Annotated in this window: 11 protein-coding genes and 2 pseudogenes; 7 read left to right on the top strand and 6 right to left on the bottom strand. The window is 42.5% G+C overall.

Features of this window, described 5'->3' with window-relative positions:
• Positions 1-2: 2 nt before the first annotated feature.
• Positions 3-1742, top strand: coding sequence for an ABC transporter ATP-binding protein (locus tag N477_RS03520; RefSeq protein WP_063364334.1), 1740 nt, complete (start codon positions 3-5; stop codon positions 1740-1742).
• Between the two features lie 2 nt (positions 1743-1744).
• Entirely contained in the window at positions 1745-3262 is a 1518-nt protein-coding gene (locus N477_RS03525) for an NAD(P)-binding domain-containing protein (RefSeq protein ID WP_063364335.1), read from the top strand.
• Between the two features lie 65 nt (positions 3263-3327).
• On the opposite strand, the gene N477_RS03530 is transcribed toward N477_RS03525, so the two are convergent.
• Complete coding sequence (locus tag N477_RS03530; RefSeq protein ID WP_063364336.1) at positions 3328-5112, bottom strand: S41 family peptidase; 1785 nt, start codon at positions 5110-5112, stop codon at positions 3328-3330.
• Positions 5113-5551: 439 nt separating this feature from the next.
• Between N477_RS03530 and N477_RS03535 the strand changes: the two genes are divergently transcribed.
• The 4 genes from N477_RS03535 to N477_RS03550 all read left to right on the top strand — a co-directional run bounded on the left by N477_RS03535 (position 5552) and on the right by N477_RS03550 (position 10268).
• Complete coding sequence (locus N477_RS03535; protein ID WP_063364337.1) at positions 5552-6247, top strand: molecular chaperone; 696 nt, start codon at positions 5552-5554, stop codon at positions 6245-6247.
• A gap of 110 nt (positions 6248-6357) precedes the next feature.
• Positions 6358-8724: a fimbria/pilus outer membrane usher protein gene (locus tag N477_RS03540; protein WP_063364456.1), complete on the top strand. Its 2367-nt coding sequence runs from the start codon at positions 6358-6360 to the stop codon at positions 8722-8724.
• A complete protein-coding gene (locus N477_RS03545) occupies positions 8724-9590 on the top strand; it encodes a hypothetical protein (protein ID WP_063364338.1) in 867 nt (288 codons plus the stop codon). Before N477_RS03540 ends, N477_RS03545 begins: the two co-directional genes overlap by 1 nt.
• Before the next feature lie 171 nt (positions 9591-9761).
• Positions 9762-10268, top strand: coding sequence for a hypothetical protein (locus N477_RS03550; RefSeq protein ID WP_063364339.1), 507 nt, complete (start codon positions 9762-9764; stop codon positions 10266-10268).
• Positions 10269-10477: 209 nt separating this feature from the next.
• Here the strand turns inward: N477_RS03550 and N477_RS25560 are convergent.
• Positions 10478-11574: pseudogene (locus N477_RS25560) on the bottom strand (ISAs1 family transposase).
• Between the two features lie 385 nt (positions 11575-11959).
• On the opposite strand from N477_RS25560, the gene N477_RS03570 reads away from it, so the two are divergent.
• The gene (locus N477_RS03570) at positions 11960-12634 is read left to right on the top strand and encodes a hypothetical protein (RefSeq protein WP_063364343.1); all 675 of its coding nucleotides are present in this window, start codon (positions 11960-11962) and stop codon (positions 12632-12634) included.
• A gap of 162 nt (positions 12635-12796) precedes the next feature.
• On the opposite strand, the pseudogene N477_RS03575 reads toward N477_RS03570, so the two are convergent.
• The 4 genes and pseudogenes from N477_RS03575 to N477_RS03590 all read right to left on the bottom strand — a co-directional run bounded on the left by N477_RS03575 (position 12797) and on the right by N477_RS03590 (position 19385).
• Positions 12797-13745: pseudogene (locus N477_RS03575) on the bottom strand (IS30 family transposase).
• Between the two features lie 132 nt (positions 13746-13877).
• Positions 13878-15074, bottom strand: coding sequence for an MFS transporter (locus tag N477_RS03580; protein WP_063364344.1), 1197 nt, complete (start codon positions 15072-15074; stop codon positions 13878-13880).
• Positions 15052-18495, bottom strand: a complete 3444-nt coding sequence (locus N477_RS03585; protein WP_063364345.1) for an ABC transporter permease — start codon at positions 18493-18495, stop codon at positions 15052-15054. Before N477_RS03585 ends, N477_RS03580 begins: the two co-directional genes overlap by 23 nt.
• Positions 18495-19385, bottom strand: a complete 891-nt coding sequence (locus N477_RS03590; RefSeq protein WP_063364346.1) for an ABC transporter ATP-binding protein — start codon at positions 19383-19385, stop codon at positions 18495-18497. Before N477_RS03590 ends, N477_RS03585 begins: the two co-directional genes overlap by 1 nt.
• Positions 19386-19483: the final 98 nt, after the last annotated feature.

The raw sequence follows: 19483 nt of genomic DNA on the forward strand, positions 1-19483 counted from the left end.
ATATGCTATTCAATGTAGAAGGGGTCGTTTATCAAACACTGAAGTCGTTATGTGCCAAACGCTACTGGGCAATAACGTGTATTGTTATGCTAAACGTCCTTGTCGTTTGCAGCTCATTTGGGATTGCTTATACCGTTGAGCTGCTGTTTAAGCAAGAGGTCACTGCAACCACACTAAACCAATTTGTTGCCATCATTTTGCTTCTGTTACTGACCTTTGTAGCAAGCAATGCCCTGAGACAAAAACTCGTATTTGATGTCAAAGAAATGATGAGCACCAAGTTGATGAGCTTTGCCATTGGCCGTTTAATGTATAAGCAACAGCAACTCTTTGACCAAACAGCGCCGTCTAAATTGTATTCTAATGTCGATTACGACATCAAAGCCATTAATGTTTATGTCCACTTTGTTTTGAGTATTTTAATACAAGCATCTGCCACCTTGCTGTGTGGATTTATCTATTTGCTTGTTACCAATGTCTATATGACCTTAGTTTCCATCGTTGCCGTGCCTGTGGTGATCTTAATGATCTTTCGTATCAGCCAAAAAGTCTCACAAGCCAATAGCCATAAACGGGATATGGTCTCTATGCTCAACGCCGCCATAATTGAATCTCTCAGTGGTATCCAATCTATCAAAGTGCACAAAATGGAAGGGTTACTCTCCACGCAAATAGAGTCAAAAGCAAGTGACGTCTACCGCGCGACAAAAAGGCTACACTCGCTAGAGTCTATTGTCTCAGGCTTGATTATATTTGGTGGATTTTCAAGTGTTATCTTGGTGCTTTGGATTGGCGGGCATAACGTCATATCGGGGACAATGGCATCAGGTGAACTGGTCGCTTTTGTGATGGTATTGCTGTTAATGTCATATTCATTTGCCTCGATCAGCGATATTAATACAGTTACTGCCAAAGCCAAAAGTGCAATCAACAACTTAGAAACGTTATTGCAATGTGACTACGAATTGCACGCCATCAACACAAAATCTGCCGAAGATATCAAGCATATATCACTGTGTGATTTGTCGTTTAGCTATCAGAATAATAAAGAAAAAGCTCTCAATGGGATCAACTACACTTTTCAGCGCAATCATATTTATTCCATTGTCGGTCGCTCTGGCTCTGGAAAAAGTACCCTGATCAAACTCATTTCCGGGCTGTATTATAACTACCAAGGCAAAATCTTATTGTCTGATGCTGAAGCAAAATCACAACAAGGCAGTCCACACAAACATGTGGCGCTGATTGAGCAAGACCCATTTTTTTTCAATGGCACAATTTGGCAAAATATTACGCTTGTCGATAACGATAAAAAGATTGATGAGCTGAGGCTTAACCGCGCACTTGCACTCTCACAGTTTGACCGCGTTATAAAAAACAATCAGATCACAATCGACAGTAATATCAGTACTAATGCCAACAATTTGTCCGGTGGCGAAAAACAACGCCTTGCCATTGCAAGAGCACTATACAGTGACTGCGGCATACTCATACTCGACGAAGCCACTAACTCTTTGGACAAGGCCACAGAATCAATACTGCATCAGCACCTGAGAGAAATCGCGAGGAATAAAATCGTCCTTGTCATCACACACAACTTAAACAGTATCAATTTGTCTGATCAGGTGCTAGTTATCGAAAAAGGTAAAATTGCAGCTGCTCAGCCACCCAACCAAATCATTACCAACGAACACTTTATAAAAATCAGTGAACAGACTAAGTCATTACAAAAGGAGTGTTAATAATGGAGTCAAACCACCAAGTTGTTATCATTGGCGCAGGCCCTGCCGGCATGCAGCTCAGCTACTTTTTAAACAAAGCAAGCGTGTCTCATGTTGTGCTTGAACGCGCCGATATTCCAGGTAGCTTCTTCGCTACATACCCTGTACATCGCAAACTTATTTCAATAAATAAAGTGCATACCGGATTCGACGATAAAACCAAAAACCTGCGTTGGGATTGGAATTCATTGCTCAATGATGATGATGACTTTTCATTTAAGGACTTTGACCAAAGTTACTACCCGAGTAGTGATAAGCTGGTCGAGTATATGGCTCAATTTGCCACACGCTATGAATTACCGATCCAATTTAATACCCATGTCGATTCAATAACAAAAACCAACTCGCAATTTGTAATTAGCTGTCGAAACAACAAAACTTACAACGCTAATATCTTGGTCGATGCAACTGGTATTGGGGAATTAAATGTACCAAATATTGATGGTGTCGAGCATGTGATCCCCTACACAGAAATGAGCAATGATGTCTCTCAATTTAAAAATAAACGCATCTTGATCCTTGGTAAAGGAAACTCTGCTTTTGAAACGGCTGACAGCCTGATGGAAGTATCAGCGAATACGCATGTAATAAGCCCTAAAGACTTTAATTTTGCATGGGTTAGCCACTACCCAGGGCACTTGCGCTCAGTCAATCAAGGTTTTTTAGATACCTTTTTCCTCAAGCAACAAAATGCCATCCTAAACGGCACCATAGCGTCAATTAAACCGACCGAGCAAGGCCAATACTTAGTGGATATGATTTTCTCAGAGGATGGAGAACGAGAGTCCAACACATACGATCATATCGTCAATTGCAGTGGCTTTAAATGCAATTTTGATCACTATAGTGCTGATTTAAAGCCTGACTTATGCTTGATGGACAAATTCCCCAAGCTCAACCATCAATGGCAAAGTACCAATATTGATAATCTGTTTTTCTGTGGCGCGAATATGCAGTGCAATGATTACAAAGACTCCTCTACCCCCTTTGTACATGGCATTCGACACAATGCACAAACGCTGGCCGAGATACTAGTGAACAAGCTCCAAAATCGCACATGGCAAGCTAAGCAAACAATCACAGCAGAAACAGATTTATATGATGCCATCAGCGAGCAAATTCGACGTGCAACCACCATTTGGTTTTTATTTGGTAACGTATATGATGTTTACGCACTTGATGCGCAAAATAATTTTCAGTTCTACGAAAGTATCCCTAAATTAGTCTTTGAACAAGAAGAGTTATTTAAAAATTTCAGTGGCTATACGCTTGAATTCAGTTACAAACTGCCAAAAGATGAGAACGAAAAACCCAAGTTTTCAACACATGGCTTTTTGCATCCAATTATCATGAAATATCAAGGTGGCGAATGCATTGACGAAATACACATGCTGGAAGACATTTATAGCGAATGGGAAGATTTAGATAAGCTTGATAATGGTATTAAAGAGTTTATTTTAACAAGTCAATTTGAAATCTAACCTTATTCCCTTATCTACATTGAAAGCAATATGGCGCCATTTGGCGCCATATACCCTGCTAATATCTAATTTCCCATCATATCATCAAGTACTTGCCGGGCTTTTTCTAATTGAATATCACTGTTTGTAGCAAATGATACTTGCGTAACTGGTACCAAGTGATCCGGCTGAATACCTACGCCAATCAGCTTGCTGCCATCCACTTGATCGGAGCGTTTACTGGTATACACGTATGTAATCGCACTGTCGTTATCACCTTTAAACACTTCACCAACCATGATGTCTCCATTAATACCAGTTGTCACTTCTCCGATAATTGGGAAACCCATACTTTGGACAAACATCAACATGTGCTCACCGGCGCTTTGATTTTTCCGCTCACTCATAACAACCGTAGGCACGTTAAACAGCTTTTCGGTATTAGGTAATCTTGGTGGTTCTGATAATACAAAGGAGTCCGCTTGTTCTGGTAATCTCTGAGCTGCAACAATAAAAGGCCCAACCGTTGTGAGTTTATCTGTAAAGTAACTTAAAAACCTTAACGTCAAAGAGAAGTTACTAGGATAATTGCGCATGTCCAGCACTATCCCTTTGGCGCTTTTTAACACCTCTACCGCTTGCTCTAACGCTGCTTCATCAGTCATTTTAAACAGTCTAAATAAAACGACGCCATCACCGAGTTCTTCTAGTAAAGGCTGATCTGGTCGATGATCATGCAGTGGCCCCATGACATCTTTATGCACTGTCCCCGTTGTAGTGGTGAAGATTTCTCCGGATAACTTTTTAAAGGTCAGCTTCACAAGCTCCGGCGTTTTATAACTGCGATGAAACCTAGAAACGGCAGTTCTTTTTTCAACATGCGGGCTTCTAAATGTTTTGCCTAGCTCAGCATTGATAAGATCTTCGACTGATACATCATCAATCGCAATCAATTCATCTCCAATATCAGCTTGCAAAGTCAAATAATGCGTTTTCTTACTTAAGATGGCTTTGCCTTCAATGTACTCTAAATCAAGCGGAAGTCGATAATCACCAAATTTTGAAAACTGCGCAGGCAACAAAATAAACAAATGATTATCTTGGAGCTTGGTAAACTCTCTTTGTACTTCTCGCTCTATATTTTTTGCGTCCCCAGTACAAGCTGCAAGTAAGTTTTCATGGCTATTTTTCCAGTTAAGCGGCACTTGTTCAAAATACGGCCAAAAGTGATTGGTTTCTCCCCATATCATGCTCAGTGCAGCCATACACTTTGGGGGGGAAGCCAAAGAAGTACTTAAATTGGAAGCTGTATAAGCTTGTCCTTTTAGGCCTTGTTGATATTCTAAGTAAAGTGGCCAAAAGATGGGCTGCCCTGCATACACATCGTCGTATACTTGACGTTTCGATGTCACTTCCCAATTAGAAATATTACCATACTCAAAGGTTTGTAAGGCGCGAAAATTACCATTCATTGTCCTTGCGCCGATATTTATCCACGTATTTACAACGTCGGTATCACTAAATATAGGTAGCTGATCTACACTGCGATAAATATGCGGTGCGACCTGCTTTAACAAAGACAAGCCCGTGTCTAATCTTTCTGTAGTAGGTGCTTCCACCATTTTACTAATACTATGTTCTAAAAAATTCTCCCATTGTGTATTTGATACTGCATGGCTTGGATAGTAGTAACGCACCCTATGTACCAGTTCACTGAACTCAAGAATATCTGACAATGCTGCTTGATACTGAGCTTTATCGTGAGTTAGATCTAATGATACTTGGGCGAATTGACTGCTTGCATATGACGTACTACTGATAGTAAATAACGCGAGTACACACACCCGGCTATTAATACATTTTATTGCCATGTCATTTCCTTGTTATTATTTTGCACACCATATAGTCAATAAAAACCAACTTTAATGTCAACTTATTAACAAACATGATGAAATATTTAATAAAGTAAATATCTGGCTTAACCAACTAAATACGTGCTCAGCATCAAGCTCAATCAAATTTCGGTAGCCAGAATTCGTACTCGCGATCAAATAATTAAACTCAAAAAAGTATATTAATTGGGGGTTAAGGGCCTGACCAGTACCTAAACTTGCTCAATGAAACAAAGAGGAATTTAGCAACACGGCTTTCTGATCAGTAAACAAGCTGATTAAACACCGGTCTCATACTCAAAATCGATGAAATAACTAAGACTTATTTCTCATAAGTACACAAATTATGCTTGTGTTAGAAAATAGGAAAGGTATCGTATAGCAAATTTTATATTCAAGCTTGTTTGTTGGAAGTCAAATGCGTTTATTTATGTTGTTACTTTTTTGGTTATCACTCCCAACCTTGGCCTACCAAGTTCAACCTATGATTGTTGACCTTGCAGCGCATGGTAAAAAGTCGTTGGTTACTTACCGACTACAAAACCCCAGTGAGAACACATTACCAATCGAAATAGAAGTATATAAACGTACATTTGATGAAAACCAGCAAGAAGTACTGGTGCCTGCAGAAGATGACTTCATCGTACTTCCTCCACAGGTCGAAGTTGCCGCAAACAGCTATCAAGTATTTCGCGCCAAATACTTGGGCTCACCAGAGCTCAAAGAAACGCACTCATACCGCATCGTTTTTAAGCAGCTTCCTTTACCTGAAGAAGATGACAAATCTGGGGTAAAAATGGTCTTTAATTTCGCCACTCTGGTATTTGTCAGTCCAGAGGGGATCAATGCGCAAGCACAAACCTCTATCCAGTGTGAAAAAATTGAAGATTGCACTTTTACCATTGCCAATTCTGGGAAACGCGTTTTAGATTTGTCGACCTTTGACTATCAGTTCCATAATGGCGAAACCAATATAGAGTGGGCACAGCTTCAATCTATCACCTCTGGCCGGTTTATCATGCCGGGACATAAAATGGAAGTTGACTTGCAATCGATCCTGAATGAAAAGCCTAGTAAGAGCGCAAAACTTATCAGCCTATTTAATCAAAAGTAATTTAGCCCATGTTTAAAATAGGCGCTTATTTCTGGCCTACTCATTTGCGAAGTGTGTTAATCACACTTCTGTTGTTTTCGGCTACTCGTGTTTTTTCAGCCTCATTCGAGATGGACTTTCCAGTACGGCTATATCTTGCCGAGGTGGGGCAAATTTCTGCCACCACAGACGGCTTTGAACTAAAATCTGTCTCTGCTGCTGAGTTTAAACAGCAACTAAGCCCCCAACTAAGCCAAGATGTCATTATGTGGCTTACCACTCAAGGTGAAAAAGCCATCACACCCGAAGAGTTTGCGGCGCAAGGTATTGAATTGAAATTACAGCCTCAAGATCTCATCATTGATATGACACTGTCAGAAACAGCTATGGCAACTGACAACTTATCATATGGTCGACAAACCCATTTTGAGCAACCCAAAGGGGAAGCTTATTGGGCCATGCTGAACAACCTCAATTTAAATCATGAACGTTTCAACAATCATAATGACCATAGATCACAGTTTGAGTGGCTGATGAATTCAAATATTGGTGGCGGGGATGGTATCAACATGCGCAGTTCATTATTTTGGGAAGATGGCAGTCGCAGAGACAGCAAAGTCTACCGAGGAGAAACTGCACTTTACTACGACCAACCTAACAAGCCACTGCGCTTGACCTTGGGTGATACCAGTATAACGAGCACAGGACATTTATCTGGCGCACAGCTAGCTGGATTCAGTTTCAGCAAAGCCTATTCTAAGCTGCAGCCACAACGTAGGATAACCCCCGGTAATAGCCAACAATTTGTTCTCCCACGCATGGCCATATTAGAAGTCTACATTAACGACTTTTTAATCTCTCGATTGCGTCTAAATGCCGGTCGTTATGACCTTAGTGACCTTCCCCTTACTTCAGGCGAAAACGACATTCGCGTTATTGCCACCTACCCTAATGGCGAAACAGAAGAGTTTAATTTTACTACACATTATAATGCAAGGTTACTTGCCAAAGGTTTAAGCGACTACTCTTTTGCCATTGGGTATTTGTCTACATTTGAAGAAAGACGTTTCGAATACGATGACGATCTACTCATATCTGGTACTTACGAATACGGTTTAAGTGACAATTTTACCTTTGGATTTAACGGTGCAGTGCATCCCATTGGCCATGTAATTGGCTCTTTGGCAACCATAAACACACCTCTCGGTAATCTTTCATTGCGCTACTCGCAGAGCGAGAAAGATGGCACTACCGGTAATATTTATTCAGTAGAAACCGAACATAGCGTTTGGGGTCATGGTAACTTTGGCTCACCCAACTTACGCCTTGGCTACGAGATCAGCCATAACTTTACCAACACTCCTTGGCTTGAGTTTGATACTATTAATAATCGAAATCGTGCATTTGTTGATTACAGTTATTTTATCAATCAACATATGGATATTAACCTCAATGCTGCTCGTGCAGACAATGACGACAATGAAACAACAGATATCATCACTGCTGAATTCAATGTACGCTATGAGGATATCCGCTTTAGGCTAGGTTACAACTTTAGCGACAGTGAAGATGAACGGTTTGTCTCAGATAACAGACTTTTCCTCACCTTTACCTGGAACTATGATAGCCGTCGTTCAAACCACAGAGCCCGAGCGCAATATAATAGCCGGACAAAGGTCACCAGCGCCAGTTATGGCAAAACCAATTACAACTTTGTCAATGACTACGGCTATCAAGTCTTGGCAGAGCAAGGCGAAGGCTTTAGACAAGAACAATTAGAGGCCAGCTATACCGGCTCATTGATGAGAGCGGATGTCAGTACCAGCAACTATTCTCGCTATGGTATTGGTTCCGATAGTACCAGCAGTGTAAATCTGTCGACCAGCCTCGGTATTGCTGACGGACACGTCGGTATGAGTGCAACCACAACAGCACCCTTTGCGGTTATTACCAAACATAAAACGTTGCAAGACGCAGATGTACTGGTCAATATCGACAGAGCGGGACGAGCTCAATCAAAGCCAAGCAATCAAATTGGTTCACTTATAGACTTAGGCAGTGGTTACAGTAAAGCGCAACTCAATATTGATGTACCCAATGCGCCACTTGGCTATGACTGGGGGCCTGGTATGTATGTTAAGGTCGGGGGCGCAGCGACAGGACATCATATTCAAATTGGTTCTGACTTATCTTATACCGTGATAGGCACATTGGTTGATCACTCAGGCACACCAATTGCAATGAAACGAGGACGTATCATCAAACAGTACGCTGGCGACTCGGATAATAAAAATACGACCGATACACAGGCGCAAAGCTGGGCATTCTTTACCAATAGAACAGGACGCTTTGTGGTCGAAGGTATTAGCACTGGCCACTATCGTATTGAACTGGATGAACTGAGCGGGCAGTTCAGTATTGCAGATACAGCACAAAGGTTTGTTAGGCTAGGTACTATCTCCACACACATTGCGCAGCCTAAAGGAGGCACACAATAATGAAAATCAAAGTCTTGACCTTAATGATTTTGAGTTTTTTAATGCTCAGTGCCAAGGCACGCGCAGATTGGTATAGCTGTTACGGCAACTTATGGGTCACTTCTAATTCAACCGACATCATCACTGAACATACAAATAGAGTTACCGTTTTTTTACCACTAAAAGTTCAAGTTTCTGAGCAGCTACTGAACTGCGCTGATGAAATTTGGGTCGAAGACGTCTATTACTACTCCATGGTATTTGAAGGGCCAACCCAAGACAAGTATGCCAAATTGTTTGATGCCCAATTTAAAAAAATTAAAGTCAGAAATGGCATTTGGAAATCACCATTGAATGAACGCACCACACAAATGTGGGTTCGACTGCGTCATTACAGCTTATTCCCTGCAGGTGCTTACAACGGTGCGATTAGAGTCTCTATTGTCAAAAACAATCAAATCGTTGAAGAACAATATTTTGACATGACTTATTACTCTGAACCGCAAGTTTCGATTTCTCTAGACAACAACAGCCAAGGCAAAATCGCCGGCAGTCACGGCCAATATCAAATTAACCTCGGAGAGCTAAAAAGTAATATGCGCTTTTATTGGGGTATAAAAATCCTCAGTAATAGCTCATACGATATCGTTTTGGACTCAGAATTCAATGGTTTGCGTCATGAAACCAACACCAATGCGCTTATTAATTACTCAGTCAGCTTTGATAACGTCAAAATGTCGTCAGCTGATCAGATTTATCGTAGTTACAACTTCAATCCAGGCGTCAAAAATAAGTGGTATGGCTTTGAGTTCATTTTGGGCAATGTCGAATTAATGCCAGCCGGTTACTATAGAGATAATTTATCATTAACCGTTTACCCAAGATAACCTTATGATTTAAAAAGAATTAACAAACTTTTATGACGAAACACACAATTTTTTTGGAATAAATTTTTATTATTGGCACACCCTTTGCTTTTAATTAGCCAACTAGGTGAACACACCTAGAAATTAAAATTAGATATAAAAACTACTTCTGTTTTTTAAAGGGGAAAAGCCATGAAAACACTATTAAAATCACTATTCGTTGCAACTGCATTCACATCAATTACAGCTGCGGCGGCTGTATCAAGTACAACTGGCACTGAGGCGAAGTTTACTTTTGAAGGTACGATTGAACCAATGTGTAAAACTAGCAGTGGTAGTAACAACAGCATCACAGGTCTGAAACTTGATTCTACTCAGCAAACTCAAGAAATCGGTACTCTTGATGTTTGGTGTAACACTGGTGAAAACGCAACAACAGAATATACCTCTGCAAATGGTGGTTTCTTAGTAGCAAACAATGCACAGGGCAGTAAAATTGCTTATACACTGAACATCGGTGATACATCTGGCATTGATTTACAAACAGGTACTTACAAGCATTCAAAAGCAACAGCAGCTGGTACAGGTGTTTCTGGTGAAACACAAGCAACTTCACTTAAAATCACACCTCAGTCAAACGGTTTAAATGACGCAGGTACTTACTCTGATACTATTACCGTTACTGTAAGCCCGAACTAATTCAATATTAGGCGGCAAAGTTTTTATGGCTTAATCTTCACTGCCTAATATAAGATGATGGGTTAATTTTTTAATTAGCCCATCAAGCTATAAAAAACACTAAACCACTCATTATTCCAATTAAATATTGTATTCGCAAAACCGACCTCATACTTTCCTGTAAAATATTTTTCAAATATCAGGGTACGAGCACACTTTGTTAACTCCTATTAACCAAACAATAGCTCAGCTCTAAAATCATCGTCGAAACTTGCTGCAACGAGTTTGCTGCGAATTGAGCCTTTACTTTTTGTGTGCTGCTTAACCATATTACGAACAACCCGCCTAAATAGCGCCATATGCTGAGCACTTAATGGGTCATGGGTTGCACCGTTGCCTTCTTTGAACACGACATCCAGAATCCAGTGCTGTTGATTTTCTATCAGCCAATGCTGTCGAATTGCGCTTGATATAAGAGAGTTATCTGTTGATGAGCATAAGTCATAATGTATATCAATACTGGTTTTTTTCCTTTAGTCCGTACGCGCTCAACGGCAATAATGGCTTTAATAGCAGCCCAATCTTGCCTAACACCTTTATCTAGCAACGTAGCGTCGAGCGTGTAAACAGTACGGATTTCCTCCCGGAAATGCCACTTATCTGAAGCCACTTTCACCTCCATCCCCCCCTTCGCCAGCATCAAATTTTTGTTGGAATGCATTTGCAATAGCACAGTACAGGTTCTTTTGATTGCCTTTAGCCTGCACTACATAATCGGCTTGTCGGCTAATAAGTTGATTTAGTGTATCCTTTTGGTAATGCATTGCATCCACTTTAACCATCGCGCCTGTAATATCAAGCATTTGAAGTAGCTCACGCACCGCTGGAATTTCATTACTTTTGCTATCGACACAATTGTGAAGCAAAGTGAGGCCTGAATCACAGTCGTAAGCTGAAACTAAATGAAGTGTATCGGTAGCTCGCTTGCTCGCTCCCCGAATAGTCTTACCATCAAAAGCGATAACGGGTATTCCTGGTTTGTCTCGTTGATGGTTCACCCAACTGTACAGTGCTAGCAATAATGAATCGCGATTAAGGCCTCGAAAAATACGAGCGATGCTGTGCCGTGTGGGAATACCATGTACAAAAGGGCGAAAACACCCTAACCATGGCAGTTTTTATTGCCATATATTTCAATATCTTGCCAACCTTCACAGCCTGAGGTTATGGCGCTTATTATCAGAAACATAATATCTACCAAATTTTGGTGCTGGTTAATTGTAGAGCGGCTTTCTTTGACTAATTCGAGATGTGAAAATAAGGACATTGCGATAAGAAAAGTGAAAAAGTTAGTGCTATTAGATCATAGATTCACCTTCTTTACAAAGTGTGATCCCGCCCAGTGCTGACACCGAGAACACATATATAGACACTCTATTTATGTCAGATATATTTTTCGGATGGAAAGTTAATAAAAACGTAAGATCGGAGAATTAACTTAATTGTTTTTTATTATGTAAACAAAGAGCCATAAAAACATTAAAATAAACATTAAAATAAATAATCAAATTAATTAATTAATCAAATAACCTCACCAACACATTAACACCAAAAACATAAAAATTATAATTGACACTAAAAGAATATACATATAGCATAAAAATGCCGCTATAACTTTAGCGAGCATTTATATAACTATAAGGAAATTAATTATGTTTAACAAAAAAACTTTATTTGCTGCACTTTCATGCCTTTCTTTTTTCTCACAAGCTGATGTTGGTGTAACAGAAAGTTCTAATATTGAACTACAAAATGGGCAAACTAAAATATATTATTTTTTAACTAGCCCTGTTCATCCATTTCAACATACCACTTACCATCGTTGGGGCTCTAATGGCTCATACTGTACCATTCAAGGAGGGAGCTATAACACGAGGCTACCTAAGTCAGGTACACAGCGTTTTAATGTGGCTTTTGGCAGACAGATGTGGACACTAACATGCTATGGAGCTTATGGAGATCAGGCAAGACGTATAAACTGGACCAACCACATGGGACGTGCCCAAGCGTCAAACGGTATTGAAGCATTAGAAAATATCGCACCAGTTTCTATTAATGATTTAATCAACGAGTATAATGTTGATTTCAATGAGCTCAACTTGGAACATGGCTATTTTGATGTTGAAGTCGCAGATTTAGATTCAAATTCATTTAACGACATCACCATCGTAGATAAGTATAGTAAGAAAATATATATTTATATGGCCGATGAGGACGGGGTACTTAATTTATCTTACGCACAAGATTCAGTCCCTTCATTTGAAAAGATTGAAAGCATAAACTTATACAACGGCAAGGTTGTAGACGTTAGCGTTAATACTAAATAAAATAAAAAATAATAAACCAGTCAACTTAAAGTTTAATTAACTAAAAAATTGACTGCTATTTATATACACCAGAATCTAATAAAGCCACTTTATTAGATTCTTTTACAATTATTAAAAATCAATTACACTTAAATTCAAGTCCGAAGTGTACCACTCTATAAATTAAGCCACATGACATAGCTCATCAAACACGACTTGCGGCTGCTTAAACTCATGGCACTTCCTCGGTCTTAAAATTAAAGCCCTTGCTATTTCTTTAATATCTTTATCCGTTACAGTCCTTAAGTCTGTTCCTTTGCGAATGTACTGGCGTAATAGTCCATTGAAGTTTTCGTTTAGCACTCGCTCCCAAGAGGAATATGGGTTGGCAAAGTAAATCTCTGTCTTTAATTTTTCCGCTACTAACTCATGTTCGTAGAATTCGCTACCGTGACTGCTGTGATTATTTTGACGTGTTTACGGTAACGCCATAGCATGCTTATAAGTGCTTTGCTAACATCTTCAGCTCACTTACTTGGCGCTTTTCTTATTAAGTACAACCTACTTTTACGCTCAACCAAGCTAACGATTACACCTGTACCTTGCTTTCCTAGCACCGTATCTACTTCCCAATCACCAAGGCGTGTTCTCAAGTCCACTATAGCTGGCCTGTGCTCAATACCTACTCGATTGGGAATAATTGCTCGTTTAGCTTTAATCCTTTCCTATATTTCCGGTGCCCATGACGTAACTGTTTGTATAATTGGCCACCATTAAGCTTATCTTTTTGGATGTGAAAATAAATCCACTCATGACTTACAGGTAGCTCTATTATTTTACTGACCCCAGCTATTTGCTCAGGGCTCCATTTAAGTGATAAAGCATACTCAACAAAAATAACTGTCAAATCACTCAACTTTTTCTTAGACGCTTGATGCCTCCATTTGAGTGCTTGAGCTTGAGCCACTTCTGGCAAATAGTGCGAACCTCTAATTTGGTTACGGTTTATCTCCCGACTGATGGTAGTGTGGCTTACTTTTAAGCGCTAGGCCATTTTTCGATAACTAAATCCCCCGCGTAAATAGGCTTCTATCTGGTATCTTTGACCTTCGATTAACTGCTTGTAACTCATGGTATCTACTCTTGTTTTTTGGCAATTACAAAGTACCACCAACACGCAGTTGATCTCTTCTCACCTTTTAACCATAAGTGGTGCACTTAGTTCAAACCTAAAGCGCACCTTGGTTAATAAAACGCTAGCAAGCTATTTAGGTGAGCGCCATATCGCTGCCAGTATTAACATCACTGCGATCAGCGCAAAAGGCAATCCATAATCTAACCCGTAAATGGCAGTGCCCACAATTGGGCCGGTCACAATTCCTAGCCCTTGTGCAGCTGAAACCGTACCTGCAGCAGCACCTTGCTCATGTGCTTCAACCGAATTAGCAGCCAATGCAGAGAGTGATGGATATACCCATCCCATCCCAAAACCTGCCAAGCCATACCCTATCCATAACATGACCGAAGATAAAGAAAGGTAGGCAACTATAAAGCCCGCCGCAGCAATGAGCGCGCCGAACATAATGAATCTCTGTGGTTGCCACGTCAGTTTTTGCACTGCGACTTGCGCAACAATTAAAGCCACACCCACTATCGCAAGCGCAATACCAGCAGCGCGCGCAGCTGCTGACGTATCGAGTTGAAGGCGATCAAGAATAAAAAAGCCCACGGTAATTTGTGCAATCGCAACACTAAACGCAGCAACAAAAGCCACAGCCACAGGCCTGCGAATTCGCGCATCTGTCAAACTTACTGAGTGTCCATCAGGCTTTGCATGTTGCTCCACCTTAGGCAGTACGCGCCAAAGTACCAACAGCGCAATGGCCGGTAAAATGGCCGTAACGTATAAAGGAATGCTTAAGCTATACGCACCAATCAGGCCCACAAAGCCTGGGCCAATCACCATGCCTGCCGCACTTGCCGCACCTATACCAGCCATGGCCGCAGTACGCTGTTTAGGCGTTACATGATCTGCTACCAATGCTGCACTGGTGGCTGGTACCGCCGCATAAAAAACTCCAGCAACTCCTCGTCCAATCACCAGTCCAATGAATGCCAATATCGGGGCAACAGCTGTTTTCATAGAGAAATCAATAAATAATGCAAGGCATGCATAACTGATCACAAACCCGCTAAGGCCAAATAATATAACTGGACGTCGCCCGCGTTTATCACTCAAGCGCCCCCAAAAACGAGCCATCAATACCCAAGCTAAACCCGCAGCGGTCATGGCAGTACCAACTTGCCATGCTTCTAACCCAATCACTCGGGCTATCGGCCCTGCCAATGCAGCAAATGCCATCACGGCCATCGTGCATACAAAGGTTTCAAACATCAGTGGTTTTATACTAAATGGTGCGTTTTCTTTCGACGCTAATTCACTGCTTGCTAAATTGGTCATTTGCATTCCTTGTTATTGAAACTGAGCCACATTTGCTGTTTTCTTTTGTGTCAGCGCATTTATTTTGAAAGCGATTGTCATCGATTGAGCGTTCATACCCTATCCCTGCATAAAACAAGTAGCTACCGTCAAGTTCAACACCGCGCTGAGCCAATGATTGTGGCATATATTCCTGCATATGCATGTCAGAGCCACGGAGTAAAAGCCTTTGCAGCGCTGGTTGTGCATGCCAGCCACCTTCTTTCCAAACCCAACTTAACACAGACACTTCAACACCTGTATCGCTGTTTTTTATCGCCACATCACTGCTTCTTGGTGCACCAATGAGCAACTCAAGGGAGTCATTCCCGACAGTTTTAGACAAACGAGACAATAAATCACCTGAGTCAATGCCCTCAAACACCGTCATCATAGAGCTGGGTGTACGATACTCAGATGCGCCCCAACTATCCAAAGATAAAGCGGCATAAAGCCCAAGCCAACTGATATCTCCATCCATTGCCTTGGTAATGGGTTTATCCGTTGTCGCAAACTCTTCAGCAAGTTGTTCTGAGGCACGCTTGCGCACCGCAATTGCAGCATCAAACCCACTTTGAATTTCGACACAGCGCAGTGCCGTCCAACCCGCGACTCCCTCGACAAACCAACGTGCACCAGCTTCGTCTCGCAACTCGCCTCGCCTGCTGATCGCGTCACGCGCCAATGCAGCCGCCAAGTTATATTGCCTTTGCCAAGCACCTCTGCCGGTCCCGTCACTTTGCCACGCAATGTCTTCTGGTGCCCACAATACACCGTTATAAAGCGCAATTTCACCAGATTTACGTGGCGCTTGAACCACCGTATTGATAGGGGAAGCCCCCCCTAATTCAGACTCTACACACTGTTGCAATGACACCAATTCTTGCGTAAACCCATCGACTAGCGGTTGGCGAGCATCCCCCACTAAAAACTCAACACCAGATTGCTGATGCGTTGATGATCCGTCACGCTGCCATACCGATGCAAAAGCCAGTACCCCGTCTATATCACCTTTATCAAATACCTGATACTCACCAGAGCCACTATCGATAGCAACCGACCAAGTCCAATCACCCATAGGCGCAACACCCTCTAATGAGGCTAGTGCAGCAGCTTGCGGGATTGCTGGCAATTGTGTCGATAAACCGAGCAGGGGCCGATCGCCAATAGAGCGAACCAAACGCTGTGGGTCATGACCTAATACCGGTAATACATCGTGTGCACGCAGCCAAACACTGGCTTTATCTAGCCAAGGTGCCGCCTCTGTCTGCCAACCTTGAGCGCCAATGTTCAGCTCAAGTGCCAGTTCACAATTTACCAAGCAGCCAGCCTCAACAACAAAATGCTCACTATCCACTGCAAAATCAAGTGACACGTCTTTTCGTGTCGCGCCAACAAGTTCAACGCCATGAGGTAACGTGCCATGCAATCTTTGTGCGCGCACACCTTCTAAACGCCAGCTGACATCACCAGTCCCATTTGATGGGTTGAGGCGTATTAGCACTTCTCCGCCACTGATTGAATAAGGGGATGCTTGCTTCCACCACTTTTTCTCCCAATTTCCATCATGTGCCAATGCATCCATTGAAGAAGCATATCCACCCTCATCAACAAACCGAGTATTCAGCACAGCAATACACACAAATACCAAGGACAGAGCGGCCGTGGCAGTTATGCCTGCAGTGCCGAGCACACGCCTTTTTGCCTCATTAATACGATCGCGCAGAGTCAATGCGGTCCCCCGTCGCCAAGCAAGCCAACTACCAGAAAATAACAAGAAGGCAAGGGACAACTTTAAGCTGGCAAGGGCAACAATCATCGCTATCCACGGAGACCAACCAGCCAGTTCAGATGGGTAAGCATGAATAGGCGTACCAATCGCAGCGGGTGTATATTGCACCAGCTCCACTTCATGATTCACAATCGCGATAAACGCAGCGAGTATCGATACAACATAGGCCGTCCCAGCGCGTTGGAAAATAGCATGGGCCAGCACTGCAATAGCACATAACTCAGCCAATGCTGGAAACACTGTGAGCAATACATAGGCAAAAGGATAAATGATATCAAGAGCGTGAGGCGCAGCGATTGCCGTCATTAATACCGATGCGACAGCGGGTACCAAGCATAGTAACGCTGTGAGTCCCAGTGCGGCAATAAAACGTGCGAACAATCTCGTGCCAAGTGGCACCGGTGACGTATCTAACCATTCAATGAAGCCATCGCAATCATCTCGGCGCATTAATGCCCCGACAAAGCCCACCACAACAAAAACAATAAAAACAAAGAAGAACCCGACCATAAAGTAAATTAATGCCTGAGGTGTGGGCACCAAAGGACCGTCAATGTGACCAATCGAATTTACCCATGCTGCGGCAACACCAATTGCAGTGAGTAGTAGTAGCGCGAGTCGTAACCCAAAACTCTGCAATGAGATCTTTAAATGCCAGGTACACTCCACCACCAAAGTACGCCACCAATTAGGGTTGACAATTAATCCTGCGGGCGCTGCTAAATACTTTGAGACTGACGCGCCTTTGCGAGCCTGTGCACGAGGAGCGCGTTCCATTGCAAGATGCTCACGGCGTAATCGAACTAAAAGTATGCCCCCCACGATTAACCCAACAGACAACCACAATCCACGGTTTATCAATAACATATCTGTCAGACCAATCATCGCGACTTTTTTCTCAGCAGGTGTCCATATCAAAGCTTGTCGCTCAGCTTCCACATAAGCAGAGGGATCGATAATGGAGGCAAGCATCGGGCTCACTCCGCCCTCGTGCAATACAACTAAACCAATCATCCAAATCAGGCTTAGTATTGCTGCAGTGGCAAACGCACCAGTATTTGAACGGGTTAATGATGCACCAGCTAAAAACAGCACACCAGTGGCAAATGCACTGGGAATGGTAAATACCAGCAAGGAAGCCGCAGCTGCCGCCCAAGGTACAGGGCCGACAGCATCAGGCGGAAGTGCACCAAATGTCACGAGGATTGGCGCCATCAGTAAGCCGACACAAATTGAAGAACCTAGGATCACAGCCACGACGAGTGCACCACTAAACCGCGCAGCAAGTAGTAATCGCAGCGAGATGGGACTTGCTAGAACAACCTCATGGAGCTCGGCTGAACGATCTCGAACAACAATTTGCGCAAAAATCCATGCCCATGCAAAAAATAGCCACAAGCTTTGCCCTGATACCATCAAATAAATCACGTGCGGACTGTTTCGATAAATGTCCACAGCGCCCATACTGCGCATATAATCTGCGTTGAGTAAAAAAATAAGCATGTAAGCTGTCAGGCCGAAAAAGACAATGGGCGTGATCAAGCTCTTCAAGCCCAGCTTGGCCTCATTGGCGGCTTCTTGGAAAAAGAAGCTGGTGCGAGAATGTCCCATCAGACCTCCTCGACTTGCGCATTGCGCAAGGCATGATAATAAACATCTTCAAGGCGCACCGTACGCTCGCTATACCCAGCCAAAGCTTCACCAGCCATAACAACTCGCGTACCATAAGGTGTCGCTGTCGCATGGAGTGCATCATCTGGCACAGCTTGCTCGCGTGAAATTTCCTTCTCCCAAATCAGTCCTTTGAGGCTCGCCTTTAAGCTATCAGGCGTCCCAGCGGCAACGATGCGGCCTTTGGCCATGATAGACAGTCGTGTACATAAGTTTTCAATGTCTTCAACGATATGCGTCGATAAAAGTACGACTGCATCAGAGCCAATATCAGCAAGAATACGATGAAAACGACTTCTTTCTGCCGGATCTAAACCCGCAGTTGGTTCATCAACAATGAGTAAACGAGGTTCACCGATAAGCGCAACGGCAATGCCAAAACGACGCAACATACCACCTGAATAGGTAGCAACAGCCCTGTGTGCATCACGCTCCAAATTAACACGCTCAAGCAAGTATTCGACTTCTTGCTTACGCACCTTTTTATCCGTGCGACCCTTTAACCAAGCAAAACGCTCAAGTAAATCGCGTCCAGATACATTTGGATATGCACCAATTTGCTGAGGCAAATAGCCGAGTTTAAAACGCAAACTATCTGGATCTGCTAATGCATCGATACCGTCAAGAGTAATTGAACCTGAGTCTGGCTGCTGCAAAGAAGCCAGTGTACGCATCAAGGTACTTTTCCCAGCGCCATTAGGCCCGAGTAACCCATACAATCCAGGCATCACTTCAAGGTTAACGCCATTTAGCGCACTGACACCGCCTTTATAAGTCTTCCTTAGCCCTTTCACTACCAGACCACGTTTGCTCACTTGTTGTTCAGTCATGTCTTGTCACTCATTCCTTTCTAATATTGTCTAAAAAGAACGCATGACCCAATGAGCAACGCGTTCCTTACTGCATCGATTTTTACACCATCACGTCG

The sequence above is a fragment of the Pseudoalteromonas luteoviolacea H33-S genome (assembly GCF_001625695.1).
GTDB lineage: Bacteria > Pseudomonadota > Gammaproteobacteria > Enterobacterales > Alteromonadaceae > Pseudoalteromonas > Pseudoalteromonas luteoviolacea_B.